This is a genomic window from Peribacillus cavernae (assembly GCF_003989135.1).
GTDB lineage: Bacteria > Bacillota > Bacilli > Bacillales > DSM-1321 > Peribacillus > Peribacillus cavernae.
This window is the reverse complement of sequence record NZ_RYZZ01000001.1, coordinates 314,776-334,124: the sequence shown is the minus strand read 5'-3', so window position 1 is coordinate 334,124 and position 19,349 is coordinate 314,776. Positions and strand designations below refer to the sequence as shown.

Annotated in this window: 20 protein-coding genes and 1 pseudogene; 19 read left to right on the top strand and 2 right to left on the bottom strand. The window is 40.7% G+C overall.

What is annotated here, in order from left to right:
* The 3 genes and pseudogenes from ELQ35_RS23360 (at position 1) to ELQ35_RS01655 (ending at position 1,030) form a co-directional block, all read left to right on the top strand.
* Positions 1-135, top strand: a complete 135-nt coding sequence (locus ELQ35_RS23360; RefSeq protein WP_281278084.1) for a hypothetical protein — start codon at positions 1-3, stop codon at positions 133-135.
* A 60-nt stretch (positions 136-195) separates the two neighbouring features.
* Positions 196-392: pseudogene (locus ELQ35_RS01660) on the top strand (fumarylacetoacetate hydrolase family protein); the annotation flags it as partial.
* Between the two features lie 383 nt (positions 393-775).
* On the top strand, positions 776-1,030 hold the full coding sequence (locus tag ELQ35_RS01655) for a biotin/lipoyl-containing protein (protein ID WP_126863108.1): 255 nt from the start codon (positions 776-778) through the stop codon (positions 1,028-1,030).
* A gap of 918 nt (positions 1,031-1,948) precedes the next feature.
* Here ELQ35_RS01655 and ELQ35_RS01650 read toward each other — a convergent pair.
* Both ELQ35_RS01650 and ELQ35_RS01645 read right to left on the bottom strand, forming a co-directional pair.
* Positions 1,949-2,134 carry a hypothetical protein gene (locus tag ELQ35_RS01650; protein ID WP_126863107.1) on the bottom strand — a complete coding sequence of 62 codons (186 nt, stop codon included), beginning with the start codon at positions 2,132-2,134 and terminating at the stop codon, positions 1,949-1,951.
* A gap of 50 nt (positions 2,135-2,184) precedes the next feature.
* Positions 2,185-2,958, bottom strand: coding sequence for an IclR family transcriptional regulator (locus ELQ35_RS01645; protein WP_126863106.1), 774 nt, complete (start codon positions 2,956-2,958; stop codon positions 2,185-2,187).
* 381 nt (positions 2,959-3,339) lie between these two features.
* On the opposite strand from ELQ35_RS01645, the gene ELQ35_RS01640 reads away from it, so the two are divergent.
* The 16 genes from ELQ35_RS01640 to ELQ35_RS01570 all read left to right on the top strand — a co-directional run bounded on the left by ELQ35_RS01640 (position 3,340) and on the right by ELQ35_RS01570 (position 19,220).
* On the top strand, positions 3,340-4,308 hold the full coding sequence (locus ELQ35_RS01640; protein WP_126863105.1) for a catechol 2,3-dioxygenase: 969 nt from the start codon (positions 3,340-3,342) through the stop codon (positions 4,306-4,308).
* A gap of 152 nt (positions 4,309-4,460) precedes the next feature.
* Positions 4,461-5,234, top strand: a complete 774-nt coding sequence (locus ELQ35_RS01635) for a 2-keto-4-pentenoate hydratase (protein ID WP_126863104.1) — start codon at positions 4,461-4,463, stop codon at positions 5,232-5,234.
* Positions 5,235-5,249: 15 nt separating this feature from the next.
* A complete protein-coding gene (locus tag ELQ35_RS01630; RefSeq protein WP_126863103.1) occupies positions 5,250-6,131 on the top strand; it encodes an acetaldehyde dehydrogenase (acetylating) in 882 nt (293 codons plus the stop codon).
* Positions 6,132-6,150: 19 nt separating this feature from the next.
* On the top strand, positions 6,151-7,167 hold the full coding sequence (gene dmpG, locus ELQ35_RS01625; protein WP_126863102.1) for a 4-hydroxy-2-oxovalerate aldolase: 1,017 nt from the start codon (positions 6,151-6,153) through the stop codon (positions 7,165-7,167).
* 26 nt (positions 7,168-7,193) lie between these two features.
* Positions 7,194-7,988, top strand: a complete 795-nt coding sequence (locus tag ELQ35_RS01620; protein ID WP_126863101.1) for a 2-keto-4-pentenoate hydratase — start codon at positions 7,194-7,196, stop codon at positions 7,986-7,988.
* A gap of 47 nt (positions 7,989-8,035) precedes the next feature.
* Positions 8,036-8,245: a 4-oxalocrotonate tautomerase gene (locus ELQ35_RS01615; RefSeq protein WP_126863100.1), complete on the top strand. Its 210-nt coding sequence runs from the start codon at positions 8,036-8,038 to the stop codon at positions 8,243-8,245.
* Between the two features lie 5 nt (positions 8,246-8,250).
* Entirely contained in the window at positions 8,251-9,726 is a 1,476-nt protein-coding gene (locus ELQ35_RS01610; RefSeq protein ID WP_126863099.1) for an aldehyde dehydrogenase, read from the top strand.
* A 237-nt stretch (positions 9,727-9,963) separates the two neighbouring features.
* Positions 9,964-10,458: a VOC family protein gene (locus ELQ35_RS01605; protein WP_185861614.1), complete on the top strand. Its 495-nt coding sequence runs from the start codon at positions 9,964-9,966 to the stop codon at positions 10,456-10,458.
* Between the two features lie 400 nt (positions 10,459-10,858).
* Positions 10,859-11,257 carry a hotdog family protein gene (locus ELQ35_RS01600; RefSeq protein ID WP_126863097.1) on the top strand — a complete coding sequence of 133 codons (399 nt, stop codon included), beginning with the start codon at positions 10,859-10,861 and terminating at the stop codon, positions 11,255-11,257.
* Positions 11,258-11,272: 15 nt separating this feature from the next.
* Entirely contained in the window at positions 11,273-11,632 is a 360-nt protein-coding gene (locus tag ELQ35_RS01595) for a MaoC family dehydratase (protein WP_126863096.1), read from the top strand.
* A gap of 120 nt (positions 11,633-11,752) precedes the next feature.
* Complete coding sequence (locus tag ELQ35_RS01590; RefSeq protein WP_126863095.1) at positions 11,753-13,912, top strand: acetate--CoA ligase family protein; 2,160 nt, start codon at positions 11,753-11,755, stop codon at positions 13,910-13,912.
* The gene (locus ELQ35_RS01585) at positions 13,887-14,672 is read left to right on the top strand and encodes an enoyl-CoA hydratase/isomerase family protein (RefSeq protein WP_126863094.1); all 786 of its coding nucleotides are present in this window, start codon (positions 13,887-13,889) and stop codon (positions 14,670-14,672) included. Before ELQ35_RS01590 ends, ELQ35_RS01585 begins: the two co-directional genes overlap by 26 nt.
* Positions 14,673-14,804: 132 nt before the next feature.
* Positions 14,805-16,172, top strand: coding sequence for an NRAMP family divalent metal transporter (locus ELQ35_RS01580; protein WP_126863093.1), 1,368 nt, complete (start codon positions 14,805-14,807; stop codon positions 16,170-16,172).
* A gap of 30 nt (positions 16,173-16,202) precedes the next feature.
* Positions 16,203-17,567: an FAD-dependent oxidoreductase gene (locus ELQ35_RS01575; protein ID WP_126863092.1), complete on the top strand. Its 1,365-nt coding sequence runs from the start codon at positions 16,203-16,205 to the stop codon at positions 17,565-17,567.
* A gap of 120 nt (positions 17,568-17,687) precedes the next feature.
* Positions 17,688-17,843: a hypothetical protein gene (locus tag ELQ35_RS22455; RefSeq protein WP_185861613.1), complete on the top strand. Its 156-nt coding sequence runs from the start codon at positions 17,688-17,690 to the stop codon at positions 17,841-17,843.
* A gap of 408 nt (positions 17,844-18,251) precedes the next feature.
* Entirely contained in the window at positions 18,252-19,220 is a 969-nt protein-coding gene (locus tag ELQ35_RS01570; protein ID WP_126863091.1) for a catechol 2,3-dioxygenase, read from the top strand.
* Positions 19,221-19,349: the final 129 nt, after the last annotated feature.

The following is a 19,349-nucleotide window of genomic DNA, read 5'->3' as shown; positions in this document are numbered from 1 at the left end:
ATGCGATTAGCGACCGTGGAAAAAGACGGAAAGGAAACTGCTGCGCTTGTGACAGAAAACGGGCTCCTGCCAAATACAATAGTAAGCAAAAAGGACGGTCAAAATTGGCTGACCGGACAATTTTACTCTGATTAACTCCGGGAAGCATGCTGGCTTGAATTATTGGGCCAGTGATGGAGAAAAAATCGCCAGCAACTCGTATCGTTTCATTCCAAAGGTTTGACATTGCTTCCGGGGGATATCATATCAACAGGAACACCAGGGGCTGCCGTTATCCGCGATGGTGATGTTTCGAATGCCATATTGACGGATTTGAAAAACTCGTAAACGTTGTGGAAGATTTAAAGATAGCAAGCTCTCTAAATACTAAACAGAAGACGATGAAACTATAAATAGAAAACAGACAAAGATAAGCTGCGAAATAACCGTTAGCCTCTAAATGTAAAAAGAATATTAAGGTATTGTTTTCTTCCGGACAAAAAACACATTAAGCGTTATTCTAATCTATGGATACCTCCTTCAAAGCTTGCTTCGGAATTAATAAGACTGCCGAAAGAAGGGTAGATTCCTAAGTATGTTTAACGATTGTCCTGCAATTATAGTATTTGCTGGTTTACACCAGGAAGGCCTTCCAGATGAGTCAAGTTTATAGCTCTACCTTTTGCGGAACCACGTTGATTAAATGGGCTTATTCCTCTTAATAGTGTACACATCACCTTAGTCGATCTCCAACCACAATGTCGTAGTTAAATCAAGGAAAGGAGAGGTAACACCAATGATTATTCGGGAACTTATGACAACTCGATGGGATAACAAAGAACTTATCACTTGTCCTTCCTTTGGAACCGTAGAGAAGGTTATTGTCCAACCTGGAGACAGAATTAATGAAGGGCAGCCTTTGTTTTTAATCAAGACAGAACAGGGATCTTTGGAACAAATATCAGTTATGATAACCGGAACTCTTGAATTATTAAATATAAAAATAGGAGATAAAGTTAATCCAGGTATGGTTTTAGCCAGGATGAGTTAAGTATTTCAGAGAGAGAGATAAAGGGTTAGATGATTCCCACCGAGTAAGAACTAGCCATTCACTCGTAGCGAGTCTTGGAGGGCAAGAGGTGGAGCAGCCGTCAAGGCTGAGAATCTAATGGGGTGGAAGTCCCCTATCATCAATTAACCGATTCAGATGATTAGCATATCCGATGCGTGGGGAGGTAACAAACTACGTTCTGCTCGGATGTAAAAGCTACGGCGGCCAGTTTTACGCTGAGAAAACACGGTCGGTACAGTCTGGGTAGCGAGCAAATACAGAGGCCAGAAGGCTTTAACGAATACTGCAGTCCCGAAAACCTCCTCCCTAATTTACGAAACTGTACTAAGGGAAATTGTGATGCGCCGACCTAATGCCTCTTTAGGGAAGGCCGATGTCCTACGGGAAGAAACGGTTATATGCACCGTAGGAGCAACCGGGATATGGGTTCTAGCATCTGTAGAAAGATTCTCAGAGATAACGACGGGAAAGTCCTACTTCTAACTGTGAAGGTACTAAACAGAAAAGACCTGCCATATATAGGTGAAAACTGAAATTGGGAGGATGATTTAGGACTGGCGCATGAGGTCGTAGTAGCGATGAGGGAAGAGTAATGTCTTCTTAAGTGTAAACAAATTACACTCCTGTCAGGGTAACACCAGTGATAGGGCGAAGGGCCTCTGGGCACTTGGACAGTCAGAACATCTAAGACTCTGAGCTTATATTGACTAGCCTGCAAGTAAACCAATAATTGATGGGGGCACATGTGTACCGACATTTAATCCTGCAATTATCAGGGAAGGCTTGTAGGTGATTGATCCAAGGTCAGAACCGGACTCGGGAAATCCGACCGTCCGGGATCGCAGGGGGGCTACAGGAAACGTGATTCAATTATAATTGATTGCGCGCGCCTGTTTTCTACCCGACAACTCTTGTCTTTAAAGAAAATAATGGTTGGTAGGCTTTTTGAAACGTTTCCCATGCTTCTTGGGCATCGGCTTCACAGTGGTAGATAGTGTTTTCAAATTTCTTCATCGCTTTTTCGAGTGTGATTCGTTCTTTTTCCAAGTTACGCTGGAATGTTTGATCTTTTTGTTCATTCAACTTGTCGGAATAGACCACAACGAAACGATACGGATAATGAGTTAATAACCTTATTTTATCCAGTAACCAAGTCTCTCTGAAATGACCTCGCCAGCATGAATTAGTTCCTTTGCAAATAGATTAATGCGCTGTTTAGAAAATCGGTGGCTAGGACCAACGAAATTTATTGCAGCTATTACTTTCCCTGTATGATCCCGGATTGGGGCGGATACTGAAATAACTCCCATTCGAAGCTCTTCATAACTGACTGAATACCCTTTCTCGTATATTTTTGCCAATTCCTTGCGAAAGAGTGCAGGATCAGTAATGGTAGTATGTGTATATTTATCTAATCCTTTTTTTAAGATAAGTTCTAATAGAGATGGGTCACTATAAGCAAGTAGCAACTTCCCCGAGCTTGTGCAATGAAGAGGGTTATGAAGACCTAAATGTGTAGTTAGTTTTATTGAGTTTGCACTTTCCATCTTACATAAATAAACAACTTGGAGGTCCTCAAGGACTGAAAGGTGAGACGTTTCAGTCCATTTTTCAACAAGACTTTTGATGATTGGGAGTGCTTCATTATGAAGGTCAAGGTGACCAAGAACGATTGAACTCAATTCTAATACTGAAACCCCTAATTCATATTTATTAGTTTCTTTATTTTTTTTTACAAATCCATCAGCTGCAAGGGTTGCTAAAATTCGTTGTACACTACTTTTCCCAAGACCAAGTTCATCTGCAAGTTCCCGAACCCCTTTTTGTGGTTGCTCCATTTTAAAAGAGCGCAAAACCTTTAAAGCATTATTAACAGATGAAAGCAAATTTTCCTGCTCCGTCTTCATTCTTATCTTCTCCTTTTAGTGTAGAAAATTAAGAAAATTAAAAAATATTTATTTTCTGTCCACTATAAAGGGACGACATCCTTGTTTGTGGGACAATTCTTTACTATTATGATTATACAAAATTCATTTCTCACATGTAAATATAATTTGGAGGTGCATTGCTATATAAATATGCAAACGCTGTCAATATATTAAAAATTAATCTTCTAAACAAGCCCCATGAAATGACTGAATTTGACTCTATAACTTTCAAAACAATCTTTTGATTACTTATCTACTTATCAACATTGTCCTTTCAATTTACTTAGAATTCTAAGCTTTGAACTCCATGATAAGAAATATATAGGATTAAAACTTTGTTAAATAATAGGGGGATTCATTATGTCAAATTTTGATGTTGCACAGTTAGCACATGTGGAGTTGTTTTCTCCAAAACCAGAAGATACAGTTAGGTTTTTTACACAGTTTATGGGTTTGCAGGTAACTGAAACGAAAGGACAATCGGTCTATCTCAGAGCTTATGAAGATTTTTATCACCATACTTTAAAGATCACCGAAGCAAAAGAAGCAGGTATGGCTCACTCTGCCTGGAGAGCAAGTTCAGAGGCTGCTCTTTATCAAAGAGTTCAATCTCTTGAAAAAAGTGGATATGGAAAGGGATGGATTGACGGTGATCTTGGACATGGGCAAGCTTACCAATTTCAAACACCTGATGGCCATAATATGGAGATTCTTTGGGATGTTGAGTACTATAAAGCCCCAGAAGACCAGAAAACAAAACTAAAGAGCCGCCCACAAAAACGACCTAATGTGGGCATACCTGCAAGGCGTTTAGATCATATCAATTTAATGTGTAGTAATGTAACACAGAATAAGAATTTTATGGCAGATGAATTAGGATTTAAACTCCGTGAAAACATTTTGATGAACGATGGTTTGGAAATGGGTGCATGGATGAGCGTAAGCCCGTTAGTACATGAAATTGCACTTATGAAAGACCTGGGTGGAGCAAAAGGACGTTTCCATCACATCGCCTATTGGTATGGGTACCCGCAACATTTAATGGATCTTGCTGATTTGCTGGTGGAAAACGATATCGTTATTGAAGCTGGACCAGGAAAACATGGAGTTAGTCAGGCTTACTTTATGTATGTTTTCGAACCAGGTGGAAACCGGGTGGAGATGTTCGGAGATGCTGGTTACCTTATCTTGGATCCGGATTGGAAACCAGTTACATGGAAAGAAGAGGAACTTGATAAAGGGATTATTTGGTATGGTTCACCACTTCCAGAGGAATATTTCTTATACGGAACTCCGGATAACAAGGTATCCAAAGTGATCTTGAAATAAAGTGAATAGTGAGGGCAATTGTCTATTCATATCCCAAAGTATTTATTAGGGATATTGAATGTACGCTGCCCTTTTCAAAAGTATCAAAAAGGTGGGAATAAATAAGTATCGAGAGTTTTTCTCTTTAGCGTGATGAAAAGGAGGATTAAAAGGTGAACATCCAGGAGATGGCCAAGCGATTACTAATAGCAGAAAAAAACAAACAAACAATTGATCCATTAACTGACACCTTTCCAGGAATCAGTGTAGATGATGCATACAATATTCAACTTCAGCAAATTCAGGAAAAAGTGGCAAACGGAGCAGTCATAGTTGGAAAGAAAATCGGGCTAACAAGTAATGTGATGCAAAATATGTTCGATGTAAATGAACCTGATTATGGACATTTACTGGATGAAATGTTGTATGTGGATGGGGAAACAGTTCCCCTAGATGAGCTTATACAACCGAAATTAGAGTTTGAGATTGCGTTTGTTTTAAAAAAAGATTTAAAAGGTCCAGGTGTAACAGTCCTTGATGTGATTGAAGCAACAGATTATATCGCGCCGGCTTTCGAAGTAATCGACAGTAGAATAAAAGATTGGAAGATCTGTTTTGAAGATACAGTTGCCGACAATGGTTCATCTGCAAGAGCGATCATTGGCGGAAAGCCGATGCGCCTTGAAGATGTAGATCTACAACATATTGGGATGGTGGTGTATAAAAACGGAGAGTATTTAGATTCAGCAGCAGGTGCCGCTGTTATGGGGAATCCTGCTCGTGCAGTCGCATGGTTGGCAAATGCACTTGGGAAATACGATATTTCACTACATGCAGGGGAGATTGTTTTATCAGGAGCGCTATCAGCGGCTGTACCCATTGAAAACGGCGATACATTTACAGCTGAGTTCGCCCACATCGGAACAGTGTCTGCCACATTTCATTGAAAGGAGAAATAGGCAATGGGCAAATTAAAGGTTGGAATCATAGGCTCTGGAAATATCGGAACAGACTTAATGTATAAAATCGAAAGAAGTGACTTTTTACAAATGAGCACCATGGTGGGAATTGATGCTGATTCCGAGGGGCTTAAGCGTGCAAAAGATCGTGGCTATCATGTCATTGATAACGGCATTGAAGGATTATTGGAAAAGGCGGCACTCGTCGATATTGTCTTCGATGCTACAACAGCAAAAGCACATGCCAACCATAGTAAATTACTTACCGCGCTTGGGAAAAAAGTAATTGACTTAACGCCGGCAGCGATTGGTCCATTCGTTGTGCCATCTGCGAATTTAGATGAACATTTGGATGCGCCAAACGTAAATATGGTCACGTGCGGCGGTCAAGCGACCATCCCAATTGTTCATGCAATCAATCAAGCTTGCACGGTTGAGTATGCAGAAATCGTGGCAACTGTCGCAAGTAAAAGTGCAGGGCCTGGAACAAGAGCAAACATCGATGAGTTTACCCGGACAACATCTCGCGCGATTGAGAAAATTGGCGGAGCGCAAAAAGGAAAAGCAATTATCATTCTAAATCCGGCAGAACCACCGATTATTATGAGGGATACTATCCATGTGCTAGTTAAAGAAGAAAGGAAGGAAGAAGAAATTACCTCTTCCATCGAGAAGATGATAAATTCCGTACAAGATTATGTCCCAGGATACCGGATGCGCGGTAAACCGGTGTTCGACGGAAAAAAGGTATCTGTTTTTATTGAAGTTAAAGGGGCGGGAGATTTCTTTCCGCCATACTCAGGAAACTTGGATATAATGACAGCTGCGGCAGCAAAAGTGGCCAATGAAATCGCCAAAAAACAATCAACTTTTGTTCAAAAATAGGTAGGTGAGGAGCAGAAAGATGAAACGCGACCTTCAAATTGTCGATGTGACGTTAAGAGATGGAAGTCATGCAATGAAGCATGCATTCACTGAAGAACAAGTACGTCAGGTAGCAAAAGGATTGGACCAGGCTGGGATTGAATATCTCGAAGTCACTCACGGGGACGGGCTTGGTGGTTCTTCCTTACAATATGGTTTTTCCAAAGTGAATGAAATGAAACTAATTGAAGCTGCAGCCGAAGAGTGCAGCCAAGCGAAAATATCGGTGCTTCTTCTCCCGGGGATTGGAATAAAAGAAGATCTAGAAGATGCTGTAAAAGCTGGAGCAAAAATGGTCCGTGTGGCTACACATGTAACCGAGGCAGATGTAGCTAAACAGCATATAGAACTTGGCAGAAATCTAGGGTTAAAAACAGTTGGATTTTTAATGATGGCTCATATGGCGCCAATCGATAAGGTAGTGGAGCAGGCTAAATTATTCGAAAGCTATGGAGCTGAGATTGTATATGTGACTGATTCGGCTGGAGCCTTACTGCCTCATGAAGTAAAAGAGAGAGTATCCGCCCTTAAGGAAAACTTATCCTGTGAAATAGGATTCCATGGGCATAATAATTTATCTCTGGCCATGGCTAATACGATGGCCGCCATAGAATCGGGAGCTACATATGTAGACGGGAGCTTACGCTGCCTGGGAGCGGGGAGCGGAAACACACAAACAGAAGTGATGGCGGCAGTTTTTGATCGTTTAGGCTATAAAACCGGGGTTGAACTATATCCGATTATGGATGTTGCTAATAACATTGTGGCGAAGTTTATGCCACGACCACAAGAGGTTACAGGTTCCAGTTTAATCATGGGATATTCCGGAGTTTATTCAAGCTTCTTATTATTTACACAAGAAGCGGCGAAAAAGTTCAATGTAGATGAACGTGACATCTTAGTGGAACTGGGACGGATGCAAGCAGTGGGTGGCCAGGAAGACCTCATTTATGAAGTTGCTAGAGAGTTTGCTAGAAGTAAAAAAGTACCCGTCTAGAATAACAATAGAAGAGGTGATAGAAAATGATTAAGACTGAGGTCGTTGACCATATAGCCCACGAACTATATAAAGCGGAGAGAGATGGTGTAGAGGTCGACAAATTTGTAGACCAGTTTTCAGAGCTGGATTCCGAGTTAGCCTATGAAGTACAAGATAGATTAATAGGAAAGAAGTGTAGGGAAGAAAATACAAGAATTTCCGGGCGAAAGCTAGGGCTAACTAGTCGTGCTAAACAGGAAATGATGGGCGTACATGAGCCGACATACGGGGTTCTCCTTGAAAATATGCAATTGTTAGAAGGAGCGCCAATCTCTATGAGACCCTTCATTCATGCCAAAATCGAACCAGAAATTGCTTTCATATTCGATAAAGAGGTGAAAGGACCAACTGTATCGGTAACAGATATCTTGGCTGCAACTGCCTATATAGCCCCTGCGATGGAGATTATCGACAGCCGTTTCCGTAACTTTAATTTCACACTTCCGGATGTGGTTGCCGATAATTCCTCATCATCACGTTACATGATAGGAGAAAAGCTTTATCGTGTGGATAACGTTGATCTGCGCTTAATGGGGATGGTGTTTAGAAAGAACGGTGAAATTTTAGCTACCAGTGCAGGTGCTTCGGTAATGGGGCATCCCGCAAGAGCAATCGCCTGGATGGCTAACAAATTAGTTAAGAAAGGCCAGAGCATTAAAGCTGGAGAAGTCGTTTTAAGCGGGGCACTATCTGGAGCTGCTACGATCTCACCAGGAGACCATTTCTCAGTCAGTTTTGACGGAATCGGCTCATTGGAAGCCTCATTTTCTAACAATTAGAAACGGACTTACTGTCAGTAAGACAAATTCAGAAAGGAGTGTTAATCATGCCATTTATTCAGATTAGTATTCTTGAAGGACGTACACCTGAGAAAAAAGAAAAATTAATACGTGAAGTTAGTGATAAAGTTGCGGAAGTGTTAGAGGCACCGATAGAGAATGTCCGTGTTCTCATCCAAGAGATGCCTGCTGAACATTGGGGAATAGCAGGAGAATCCGTGAAAACACGAAGGCAAACAACAACTACTAAGGGGTGATTAACTTGGGAAATATACAAACAGAGGTAAAAGAAGTTAAGCTTTTTATTGATGGAGAATATGTAGAGTCCAGCACAAATTCAACCTTTGAGGTAAAAAACCCGGCAACTCAGGAAGTAATTGCTCATGTGCACGAAGCTACAAATGAAGATGTTGACCGCGCTTGCCGAGCAGCAAGACGGGCGTTTGAGGAAGGTCCATGGCGTAAAATGACAGTGGCTGAGCGTTGTGGAAAAATCCGCCGGATGGCAGAAATTATTATCGAACGAAAAGAAGAATTAGCTCGCTTGGAAGCATTGGATGTGGGGAAACCTTATCATGTGGCACTGGAAAGGGAAATCCCACGTGCGGCTCACAACTTAAGTTTTTTCGCGGATTTTATGGAGAAACAAGGCGGAGAAGTCTATCCGATGGAAGATGAATATTTAAATTATACACGGTATGAGCCTGTTGGAGTAGCTGCATTAATCACTCCATGGAACTTGCCACTCATGTTGACGACTTGGAAGCTAGGTCCGTGTCTAGCAACCGGAAATACAGCAGTAATAAAACCAGCAGAAATGACACCATTAACTGTGTCATTACTTGGCGAAATTGCGAAGGAAGCAGGAATTCCGGATGGAGTCGTTAATGTAGTTCAAGGATTTGGAGCCGATTCCGCAGGAGAATTCATGACTACTCATCCGGATGTTGACCTTATCTCCTTTACAGGAGAAACAACAACAGGAAAAGGAATCATGAAAAACGGGGCCGATTCTCTGAAACGCGTTTCCTTTGAACTAGGCGGCAAAGCAGCAAACATCATTTTTGAAGATGCGAACTTGGATAAAGCCATCCCGGTATCGATCCAGGCTGCTTTTATGAATTCGGGCCAGGTCTGTCTGGCAGGTTCCAGGATTCTGGTACAGCGCTCCATTATGGATGAATTTGTTGATCGATTTAAGAAGGCGGCGTCCGAACTTAAAGTCGGGGATCCACAAGATGTCTCGACGAACATGGGGCCGGTTGTGAGTGAAGAACACTACAATAAGGTTACCAGCTATTTAGATATAGCCAATGATGAAAATTCAACACTGGTATACGGTGGAAAACGGCCCGATCTTCCAGATTATTTACAGGATGGGTACTACCTAGAGCCGACGATTTATATCCAAGAGGATCCAAATGCACGAATCTGCCAGGAGGAAATCTTCGGACCGGTTGTCACCTTGATTCCTTTCGACACAGAAGAAGAAGCGCTTGAAATTGCGAATAACACCGAATACGGATTAAACGGTGTCGTTTGGACAGATAATTTACAACGGGCCCACCGTATCTCCCACAATGTCCGTGCCGGAACCATTTGGGTAAACTGCTGGTTTGTGCGTGATCTCCGTGCTCCATTCGGCGGATTTAAGAAAAGCGGAATCGGCAGGGAAGGCGGCCATCATAGCCTTGAATTCTTCACGGAGGCCAAAAATATCTGTATTGCTTTGAAATAATTTTATAACTAAAGCTGTACACTCTACATGAATTTATTGAAAAACCGTGATTTTTTTTATAGATTGAAAGTTTTTAAAAAAATTATGTGATAATCCGTATGCAACAACAGAGATATTTACTGCGCATAAATATTGAAATATTCTTAAAATAAGACTTGTCTTCCCCTTAATTACTTGGAAATTTAAGTGATTGTAAGGTGGAGGTGAATCTAGATAAATCAAGAGAGGATGAAGAAAATGACAAACAGTAAAACTAAAACTACATCTACTATGGAATCCCCACTGGGCACCGTAACACGTACCCATCATCTCGGTCTCTCGGTCCGGGACATCGACGCTAGCATCCGTTGGTATGAGGAGAAGCTTGGCTTCAAAGTCACGAAGAGATTTGCGTTCGAAAACCTATCGGATGCTGGTGTAACTACGAGAGAAGAAAGAATTGACGGGAAATTCGCGTTCCTTGAGCTCAACGGCTTCAACATCGAGATGATCGCTCTTAAGGATTCTGTTCCGTTCCCGTACAAGGGTGATCCCGCTGCGAAAGCATATATGCATGGACTCGCTCATTTGTGCTTTACCGTTGATAATGTTGATGAAGTGATTGAAGAGCTAAAACGACGCGATGTCGAGATCACCTGGGAACCAGCAAGCTTTCCTGACCTGGGCATCCGTCGCAGTACATTCAGCGACTTTGAAGGTAACCAGTTGGAGATCGTAGAGTATATAGACTGATTGTGATTTTTCTTCTTCATTTCCAACAGTAATCTTCCCAATCACCTTTTTATAGGGGTAGTAAGCGAACGTAGTCAAAGTCTAATATGTCTAGACAAGGATTTCCTCCTACTTTGTAAGGGGGATTTCTTGTTGGTTTCCTTCCATTAACTCTCAATGACATTTTTCGTTTTATTGATATAGGATTCGCATAACAAAAAGATAGGTTGTAGTCACCAAGGTGAAAAACCTGTTATATCAATAGTTTGGGCTATGGATAGAAATATTTTTAAAGAAATTCTTATACTGTTGCTTATATAACAAAAGAGAAGTTCTATAGAAACCGGTGTCCGCTATAATAAATGTAAATAATTGATATGCAAAGATTGTATAACCGTTAAAAAGAGAGGATGGTTCGATAATGAAGGAGTATACCAATGACCAGTTTTCTGTTGGCAGTAAATTTCACACAAAATTTATACTAACAGATAAGCTTGCCAAAAACCTTATAGAATCTTTAAGTATTGTCTTTCAAAATGGAAAAGCTCTACCTGCGGCACTCTTCTCGACATTTATAAATCCAACATTAAAAGCATTGGGAGGGCGATTTCCACAGGGATCGATTCATTTAAAACAAACAGTAGAACACTTCGGGGCACCTTTCGTTGGAGATGAATATGAGGTAGAAGTACTGATAGCTGATAAATACGTCAGAAAAGGACGAGATTATTTGGTTTGGGAAACCATTTTCAAAAAAGAAAACCAGGTAATATGCAGACAAGAGTCAACTTTTTTGCTGTCTTTTGCTTCGAATCAATAGGAAGGGAGATTACAGATGGAAACCAAGTATGTAAGTGAAGTTTACAATATACCTCAAGATAAGTTGAATCAATTTGCGGAAGCGAGCGGGGGAACCGGAAAAATTCATATTGATCCTGAATATGCAAGCCAAACCTCTTTTGGTGGAACCCTTGTCCATGGTGTATTGTTGTTTGCTCTTATAGAAAAGGAACTGGAGTTTAGGTTTCCTGATTGGCACCAGAAGGGCACCTTAAAGGCAACCTTTGTTAAACCTGTCAGAGCAGGGGCCGATTTTGTCATTTGTTTAGAACAAAATCAAAATATTGAAATGGACGTTACAGTGATATGTGAAGAAAAGACTGTTGTTTCAGGGAAGGCTTTTATCGCCAAATAGTATTTATGCTACAAAAATTCGCAATTATGAAACTTTGATTTGCCAATTAGCTGCGAGGGGAACGATGAGTTAACACACTAACCAGCATTCTATTCATATTAGTGAAGGGAGACGTTAAGAGTGGAAAACGACGGAATAAAGGCGCTTTTAGATCCAAAAAGTATAGCAGTTGTCGGTGCATCGAATGATCCACTTAAAATAGGTGGTAGACCGATAGAATATTTAAAAAGATATGGTTACAAAGGGAAGATATATCCAATCAATCCGAACTATCCGGAGATTCAGTCAATTGCCTCTCATGCCTCGATATTTGATGTTGAAGATGAAATCGACTTGGTTATTATAGCAATTCCCAGTCAATATGTAATCGAGACCTTGCATGGGTGCGGTAAAAAGAAGGTTAAAGCAGCTATTATCTTTAGTTCCGGTTATGCAGAATTAGGGGAAGACGGGAGAAGAGCACAAGAAGAAATCAGTGACATAGCAAAGTTATACGGAATGCGAATCGTAGGCCCCAATTGCCAAGGTGTAGCAAATTTGAAATCACATAGTGTGGCTTCTTTTTCTACATCTTTAGCAAAGGGTGAACTCTATAATGGTTCATCTGCCATCATCAGTCAAAGCGGTGGAATATCTGGAATGCTTTATAACATTCATAAGGCCTTTGGATGGGGGGCTAAATATTGGATAGGGACAGGGAATGAGGCTGATGTTCATGTGCCTGAATTGATGAACTATATTATAGATGACCCGGATGTTAAGGTTTTACAAGTTTACATGGAGGATGTAAAAGACGGGGCCTCATTAATTAATGCAGCGAAAAAAGCCAGAAAATTGAATAAGCCTATATTAGCCTTAAAATCAGGCAGAACAGTTGAAGGAAGCAAGGCAGCTAGCTCTCATACCGGAGCATTGGCTACAGAGGATATAGTAATCGATGCTGTATTTGATAATTACGGGATTATTCGTGTAGACAGCGTTGTTGAATTGGGCGTTTTTCCTCAGGTGTTTGAATTAGAAAAAAAACCTAGCGGAAAAAACGTGGCGATTATAACCAATTCAGGCGGATTAGGGGTTATGATGGTCGATAAATGCAAGGAACTAGGTCTAAACTTAGCCATTTTTTCGGAGGAAACCAAACACCGGTTATCTCAATTTCTTCCGACGTTTTCATCGGTGGATAACCCGGTTGATGTAACTACTCAAATCTTTTTTGATCATGATCTGTTTTCAAAGATACTTCCTATTTTGATGGAAGACTCTAATGTAGACAGTATCCTGCTTGGTCTAGGGATTGGGGAAGGTTATGACATTTCGAAGATGATTATCGATCTTTCTGAAGCCCAGAAACAAGGTAACGCTATTATCGCCCTGACTCTTATTGATTCAACGGGTGTAGGTTGTGACAAAGGGGTAATCGAAACAATAAGCAAAAATGGCGTCCCGGCATTTGAAGATCCAAATTTATGCATAAAAGCTGTAGCTAAATTTATTGAATATCACTTAGAGCTATCAAGTTATTTTGATGAAGAGGCAGAATGCGAACAATTAAATTATGATATCAATCTAACAAATGCCACCGACTTTTTAAACGAGTATGACAGTAAACTTCTTCTGAAGAAATGGAATTTTCCTATTTCTCAAGAAATTTTATGTAAAACGGAGGAAGAAGCCTGTCAAGCAGGAAAAAGTATCGGCTATCCGGTCGTATTGAAAATATCTTCGCCTTTCATACAACATAAAACTGAAATCGGCGGCGTTAAACTCAATGTCCAAAATGAAGGTCATCTAATAAAAGCATACCATGAAATATTAACTAATGTCCAACGTTTCGTTAGTGTAGACCTGGTTGACGGAATATTAGTACAAGAGATGGTAATAGACCAAGGGTATGAAATTTCGCTTGGCTTAAAAAGAGACCCTGCCTTCGGTCCTATTATTATGGTAGCTTCAGGTGGGATTTATATTGAGATACTAAAGGATATTCAACTTTTAGTTCCTCCGTTCAACTTCGCTAGGGCTAAAAAGGCGGTCAACTCACTAAAAATGTCTCCACTATTACATGGAGCCCGGGGTAAGGCAGCTCTAGACGTAGATGCACTATGCAATACGATCATGTCATTTTCAAGGTTAGCACAAGTAGCTGAAATTGAAGAGGCTGATCTTAACCCGGTCCTCGTTTTGGAAAATGGAAAAGGAGTTAAGATCGTTGATTCATTAATTAAAATAAAAAACCAGGAAGGTGAGAATAAAAATGAACTTGGACAATTTACTAGTTAGCGATTTGGATGGGATTCGGACAGTGACTCTTAACCGTCCGGGTTCATTAAACGCCATTACTTATGATGTACTAGAGGAACTTGAAGAGGTAATCCGTGACTGCAAATATAATGAAAAGGTTCGAGTCATTGTTTTAAAAGGTGCGGGGAAAGCATTTTGTGCCGGCGATGATCTAAAAGGGATGGGCACTGCGAAAACGCCTTTACCGGAAGGACTTCCTTTAAAACGGGCTGAGATAGGGTATTCTCGCTTTATTCTTACCTTAAGGCAATTAGATAAGCCGGTCCTGGCACAAGTACATGGTTTTGCACTCGGAGCCGGATGTGACTTAGCTTTTTCGTGTGATATGATCTTTGCTGCAAAGGAAACGAAATTCGGGCTGGTTTTTGCGAAACGGGGTGCATTGGGGGGGACAGCAGTATTACCCAAAATTATCGGTTATCAAAAAGCTTGTGAACTCTTGTTTAGTGGAGATATGTTTACTGCCGAAGAGGCCCATCAAATGGGTATTGTGAATTATGTGGCATCACAAGAAGAAATTGACGAGCTAGTTAACAAGTGGGCACATCGTTTCGCTAAAGCACCTACAGGCCAAATCGGAATGATGAAAAAGGCGATTAATCAGAGCATTGGAGAATCATTAGAAAGATCAGTAGATTATCAGCGTTATATTCAAGCATTAATGTACAATACTCATGATTCGAATGAAGGGGTAAGCGCATTTCTGGAAAAACGTGAGCCTCACTTTATCGGGAAATAAGATATGACAGGAATGTAAGCGCTTTAAAGTCATATTTAGAGGAAAAGGTTATAAAGATATTCCAAAGCTGGTAAACGAACTTGTAGGAAGTTAAAAGAAAGTAAAATTGTTGAAACAAGGGGGAGGTTATTTATGAACAACGCTCAGGAAAAAAAGGTAAACGTCGATAGGCTGGAATACTCTCAAACTAATGAAACGAACCCACCAAATGAATTGCCAACTACTTTTGGTGACATTATCAAAAGTCTAGGTCCGGGAATCGTTATTGCGATGGCATTTCTTGGAACGGCCGATTTAGTTAGTTCAGCTGTATCAGGTACCAACTACGGGTACGCCTTGATATGGACCGTGATCGTTGGGCTCGCGGCCAGGTATTTTATGGTTTCGGCTATTGCGAAATATACACTGCAAAATAAATTCGGGGATGTTTCAATTCTACAAGGTTATAAAAGGGTATGGAAGGGATTTCCTATGTTGTTAGGGATTCTTACCTTGTTTTACGCCATTATCCTTATGATGGCTATGGTCCGCTTTTGTTCGGTCGCTTTATATAACTTATTTGGGCAGACCGGAGGAAGCACATGGGGGTATTTCATCTGGGGAAGTGTGACTGTAGGGATAAGCTTATATATGTTATCAAGACCAAATGCCTTTAAAATTTTGGAATGGTGTGCAAAAATCGCATCAATCGCCATAATTCTGACCTTTGTATTTGCGTTATTTAAGATTGGAACAATTGATGTTATTGGATTAATTAAAGGACTGGGCTTTGGTCTTCCTCCGAACAACGGTGCATTTGATGCTGTATTTATTGCTGTAGCGACTATTGGTACAGTTGGTGGTTCAGTGCTCAATCTAACTTATCCTTACTTCATGGAAGAAAAAGGATGGAAGGGACCAAAATACCGAAAGCTTCAAACAATCGATTTATTAAGTGGATTACTGCCTGTTTTATTAATCATGATACTCATTTGGATCGTTGCTGCAGAAACAATGAGAGGATCAGGGATTACCATCTCTAATGAACAAGATTTGGCGCTCATGATGGAAATGGCTGTCGGCCCCAGCGGACCTTCATTACTCTGGATTTGTGTGTTTTTAACGGCATTTACCAGTTTTCCATCAGCGGCCAACGGATTGATAAAAATAGTGTTTGATGGTTTTCATTTGAACACCAAGAGAGGGGAAAGTTTTAAAAAGGCAGATGAGGACCCATTATTTAATAAGGTGATAATTTTACTTACTTTGTTTACGTTGCTTATTACTGTACCGAATGCGCCTAACCTTGTTTATATAAGTATATTTGGGTCGGTTCTTACGACGGTTATGGTACCACCTATTATTTTAGGGATTACGATAATGACCAGCAGTAAAAAGTATATGCTTCCAGACAAAGCAAACAGATGGTGGGAGTTTGGAATTCTTTTTATCCTCATGGGCGTTGGATTTTGGTCGGTATACGAAATTATTGTCAATCTAATTGCAAGAATCACCGGATAATCAAATTATCTATTAAGAGGTGTAATGGAAATGGAGCTATTTGGTAAATATGATGTGGTTGTTGTTGGTGCCGGGATAACGGGAGTTGTGGCCTCAATACGTGCAGCTCGTCAAGGTGTGAAAACTTTGCTTGTAGAGGGAAGCGGAGTTTTAGGAGGGCTTGTAACGGGAGGTCGACTAACAAAGCCGGCTGGCTTGGTTAATGGAGGAATATATAAGGAATTGATTAATCGTGCTGCTGAGAATGGGGGGGCGGATAATCAAATCAGAAGTTCAAAGTGGGGAAGCTATTCAGGAGTATTCGATGCGGAAGTCATGCAGCGTGTGATTATAGAGGTAATAGAGGAAGCTAACGTTGAAGTACTCCTGCATACCCAAGTCACGGACGTAATTCGCAATAGCCAACAGGTGAAAGGGATTCAGATTCAGACGAAATCGGGAACCAAACTGGTATTAGCTAAAGTTGTTATTGACGCATCCGGGGATGGAGATGTGGCATGTTTAGCCAAGGCACAATTTTTGTCAGGACGGTCACAAGATGGACTAATGCAACCGATCACTTCCTACTTTAGAGTATTAAACGTTGACATCCCTTCCGTTGTTCAAGACTTTAAAGAACATATAGAGGATATGTGGGAGCTTAACGTTCCGGAAAAAGAGGGAGCAACCAACGAAGATTATGTTTTGAACTTTTTCGCTGCTGGTTTAACAGAACGAATCGAAAATGCTAAAAAAGACGGATTCAATTGGATTGTGCCAAGAGACCACATGGCACTGAAAGCAGGACTTATTCCAGGTGAATTAAATATCAATGCCACCCGGTTCCATGGTAACGGATTAGACGAGCGCACCCTAAGTCGTGCAGAGATCGAAATTCGTAAACAAGCTTATAATGCTTTTGATTTTCTAAAGAAATACGTACGAGGATTTGAAAACTCAATTTTTCTGGAAGTTGCACCAAAACTCGGCATAAGAGAAACTCGTAGAATCGTGGGTGAATATATGTTGACGAAGGCTGATGTTACTAATGAGGCACGATTTGAAGATGCAATTGGACTCTCAAATTGTCCTATCGACATTCATGAACCCGATGGAGAAAAATTAACTATTATTGATGTCGGAAAAGGTTATGGGATTCCATTCCGTTGTTTAATTCCAAAAGATGTTGATGGGCTTCTTGTTGCAGGAAGGTGTATTTCGGCAGATGATACAGCTTTTGGTTCCACTCGCAACACTCCTTCATGTGCTTTGACAGGAGAGGCCGCAGCAGTTGGAGCCGCTTACGCAACCAAAAATGGGGTTTTGCCTCGAGAAGTTCCTATTAAAGAAATTCAGCGTGAACTGTCCCGGGATAATAGTTTTTTGGGAACTCCAGATGAAAACCATAGTACGTAACTGACCCCTTGTAAAGTAATGGTTCCCTCCTGCCAACTATGATGGAGCTAAATAAAGCACTTTTAAGAAAGACTATGCTCAGCGTATGCAAAGAATTTTATATGGGAAGGAGGAATGAGTATGTGTGCACAGCTATATCGAGTGGGTCATCCATACAGATTAAGCGGAAGTCGTCTTGTATTCACAAACTGGCATTATATCCAACCGGGTTCATTCGGATGGTATGACCAATTTGGAAATGATGTGATGTTAGGTATTTGGGGCTTTAGCAACTAAGAAACACTTTATTTTTCAAATAGAAAGTATATATATTTTCCTGAACTATCAAAATTGATTTCCCTCTACTTTGCGGGGTATTTTTTCATCTATTAACGGAAATGTATTTACCGCCTTTTGCTTAAAAAATTGTAGGTTGTAGTGACCAAACAAAAATGAAAATCCATGCTGTATCAGCGGTTTGAACTTTCAATTGGAAGGTACGACTAAAGAAATTTATAAATTGTTGCTTATATAACAACAAGGAAGTTGTAAAGTAACCAGCATGTATTATAATAATTATAAATATTAAAAATATTCACAAAATGAAAATGCTACTATAATAGAACAAAAATGTTTCTTCCGTACTTAGTGGACTAGAAAATAAAAAAAAGTGTTGGATCTCATAAAAATTTGGGGGAATAGAGAATGACTAAAGAACCAATTTTTGATGTTGCACAAATTGCTCATGTTGAAATTTTTACACCGAAACCAGATGAAACACTATGGTTTTTCAAAGAACTTCTTGGGATGGAAGAAACAACTAGAGAGGGCCAATCGGTATATCTTCGTGCCTATGAAGACTTTTACCATCACACCTTGAAGGTGACGGAGGCAAAGGAACCCGGTATAGGGCATGTGGCCTGGCGGACGAGTTCAAAACCTGCTCTAGAGCGTCGTGTGCAGGCGCTTGAATCGAGTGGTTACGGAAAGAAGTGGATTGACGGGGATCTCGGTCATGGACCGGCCTTTCAGTTTGAGACACCTGACGGTCATAAAATGGAACTTCTTTGGGACGTTGAGTACTATAAAGCTCCTGAACATAAATGGACGAAACTATTGAGCCGACCACAAAAGAGACCGTTACGCGGCGTGCCTGTCCGTCGTTTGGACCATGTCAACCTGCTGGCCAGTGATGTTACGACAAACAAGAACTTTCTGATGAATCAACTCGGTTTCCGACTGAGGGAACACATTGTGATGAACGATGGCAGTGAAGCAGGCGCCTGGATGAGTGTTAGTCCATTGGTCCACGAGCTTGCCTTCATGAGCGATTCATTAGGAGGCCGAGGCCGTTTGCATCATGTTTGTTTTTGGTATGGTTATCCACAACATTTATCCGACATATCAGATATTTTTACAGAGAACGAGATTGAAATCGAGGCAGGCCCCGGCAAACATGGTGTAAGCCAAGCTAACTTCTTATATGTGTTAGAACCGGGAGGAAATCGAATCGAACTATTCGGCGATGCAGGGTATTTAATATTTGATCCAGAGTGGAAACCGATCACCTGGAAAGAGGATGAATTGGATAAAGGGATTATTTGGTATGGTTCGCCGCTTCCTGCAGAGTTTTTTATGTACGGCACTCCAATAATCGAACCAGCCAAGGTTTAAGGGCTACTAACTATGTATTAAAAACAAAATCATTTAAAAAAATAGATTTAAAGATTTGATGTTAGCGGTTGTGATGGGTTCGACGGAAGTAGAACAGAATATTTTCACCCAGCGAAAAGATTTATCACA

Excerpts from the sequence above, each read along its gene's own strand:
- ELQ35_RS23360 (WP_281278084.1), top strand. The coding sequence starts at position 1 with ATGCGATTAGCGACCGTGGAAAAAGACGGAAAGGAAACTGCTGCGCTT.
- ELQ35_RS01655 (WP_126863108.1), top strand. The coding sequence starts at position 776 with ATGATTATTCGGGAACTTATGACAACTCGATGGGATAACAAAGAACTT.
- ELQ35_RS01645 (WP_126863106.1), bottom strand. The coding sequence starts at position 2,958 with ATGAAGACGGAGCAGGAAAATTTGCTTTCATCTGTTAATAATGCTTTA.
- ELQ35_RS01640 (WP_126863105.1), top strand. The coding sequence starts at position 3,340 with ATGTCAAATTTTGATGTTGCACAGTTAGCACATGTGGAGTTGTTTTCT.
- ELQ35_RS01630 (WP_126863103.1), top strand. The coding sequence starts at position 5,250 with ATGGGCAAATTAAAGGTTGGAATCATAGGCTCTGGAAATATCGGAACA.
- dmpG (WP_126863102.1), top strand. The coding sequence starts at position 6,151 with ATGAAACGCGACCTTCAAATTGTCGATGTGACGTTAAGAGATGGAAGT.
- ELQ35_RS01620 (WP_126863101.1), top strand. The coding sequence starts at position 7,194 with ATGATTAAGACTGAGGTCGTTGACCATATAGCCCACGAACTATATAAA.
- ELQ35_RS01615 (WP_126863100.1), top strand. The coding sequence starts at position 8,036 with ATGCCATTTATTCAGATTAGTATTCTTGAAGGACGTACACCTGAGAAA.
- ELQ35_RS01605 (WP_185861614.1), top strand. The coding sequence starts at position 9,964 with ATGACAAACAGTAAAACTAAAACTACATCTACTATGGAATCCCCACTG.
- ELQ35_RS01600 (WP_126863097.1), top strand. The coding sequence starts at position 10,859 with ATGAAGGAGTATACCAATGACCAGTTTTCTGTTGGCAGTAAATTTCAC.
- ELQ35_RS01595 (WP_126863096.1), top strand. The coding sequence starts at position 11,273 with ATGGAAACCAAGTATGTAAGTGAAGTTTACAATATACCTCAAGATAAG.
- ELQ35_RS01585 (WP_126863094.1), top strand. The coding sequence starts at position 13,887 with ATGAACTTGGACAATTTACTAGTTAGCGATTTGGATGGGATTCGGACA.
- ELQ35_RS01580 (WP_126863093.1), top strand. The coding sequence starts at position 14,805 with ATGAACAACGCTCAGGAAAAAAAGGTAAACGTCGATAGGCTGGAATAC.
- ELQ35_RS01575 (WP_126863092.1), top strand. The coding sequence starts at position 16,203 with ATGGAGCTATTTGGTAAATATGATGTGGTTGTTGTTGGTGCCGGGATA.
- ELQ35_RS22455 (WP_185861613.1), top strand. The coding sequence starts at position 17,688 with ATGTGTGCACAGCTATATCGAGTGGGTCATCCATACAGATTAAGCGGA.
- ELQ35_RS01570 (WP_126863091.1), top strand. The coding sequence starts at position 18,252 with ATGACTAAAGAACCAATTTTTGATGTTGCACAAATTGCTCATGTTGAA.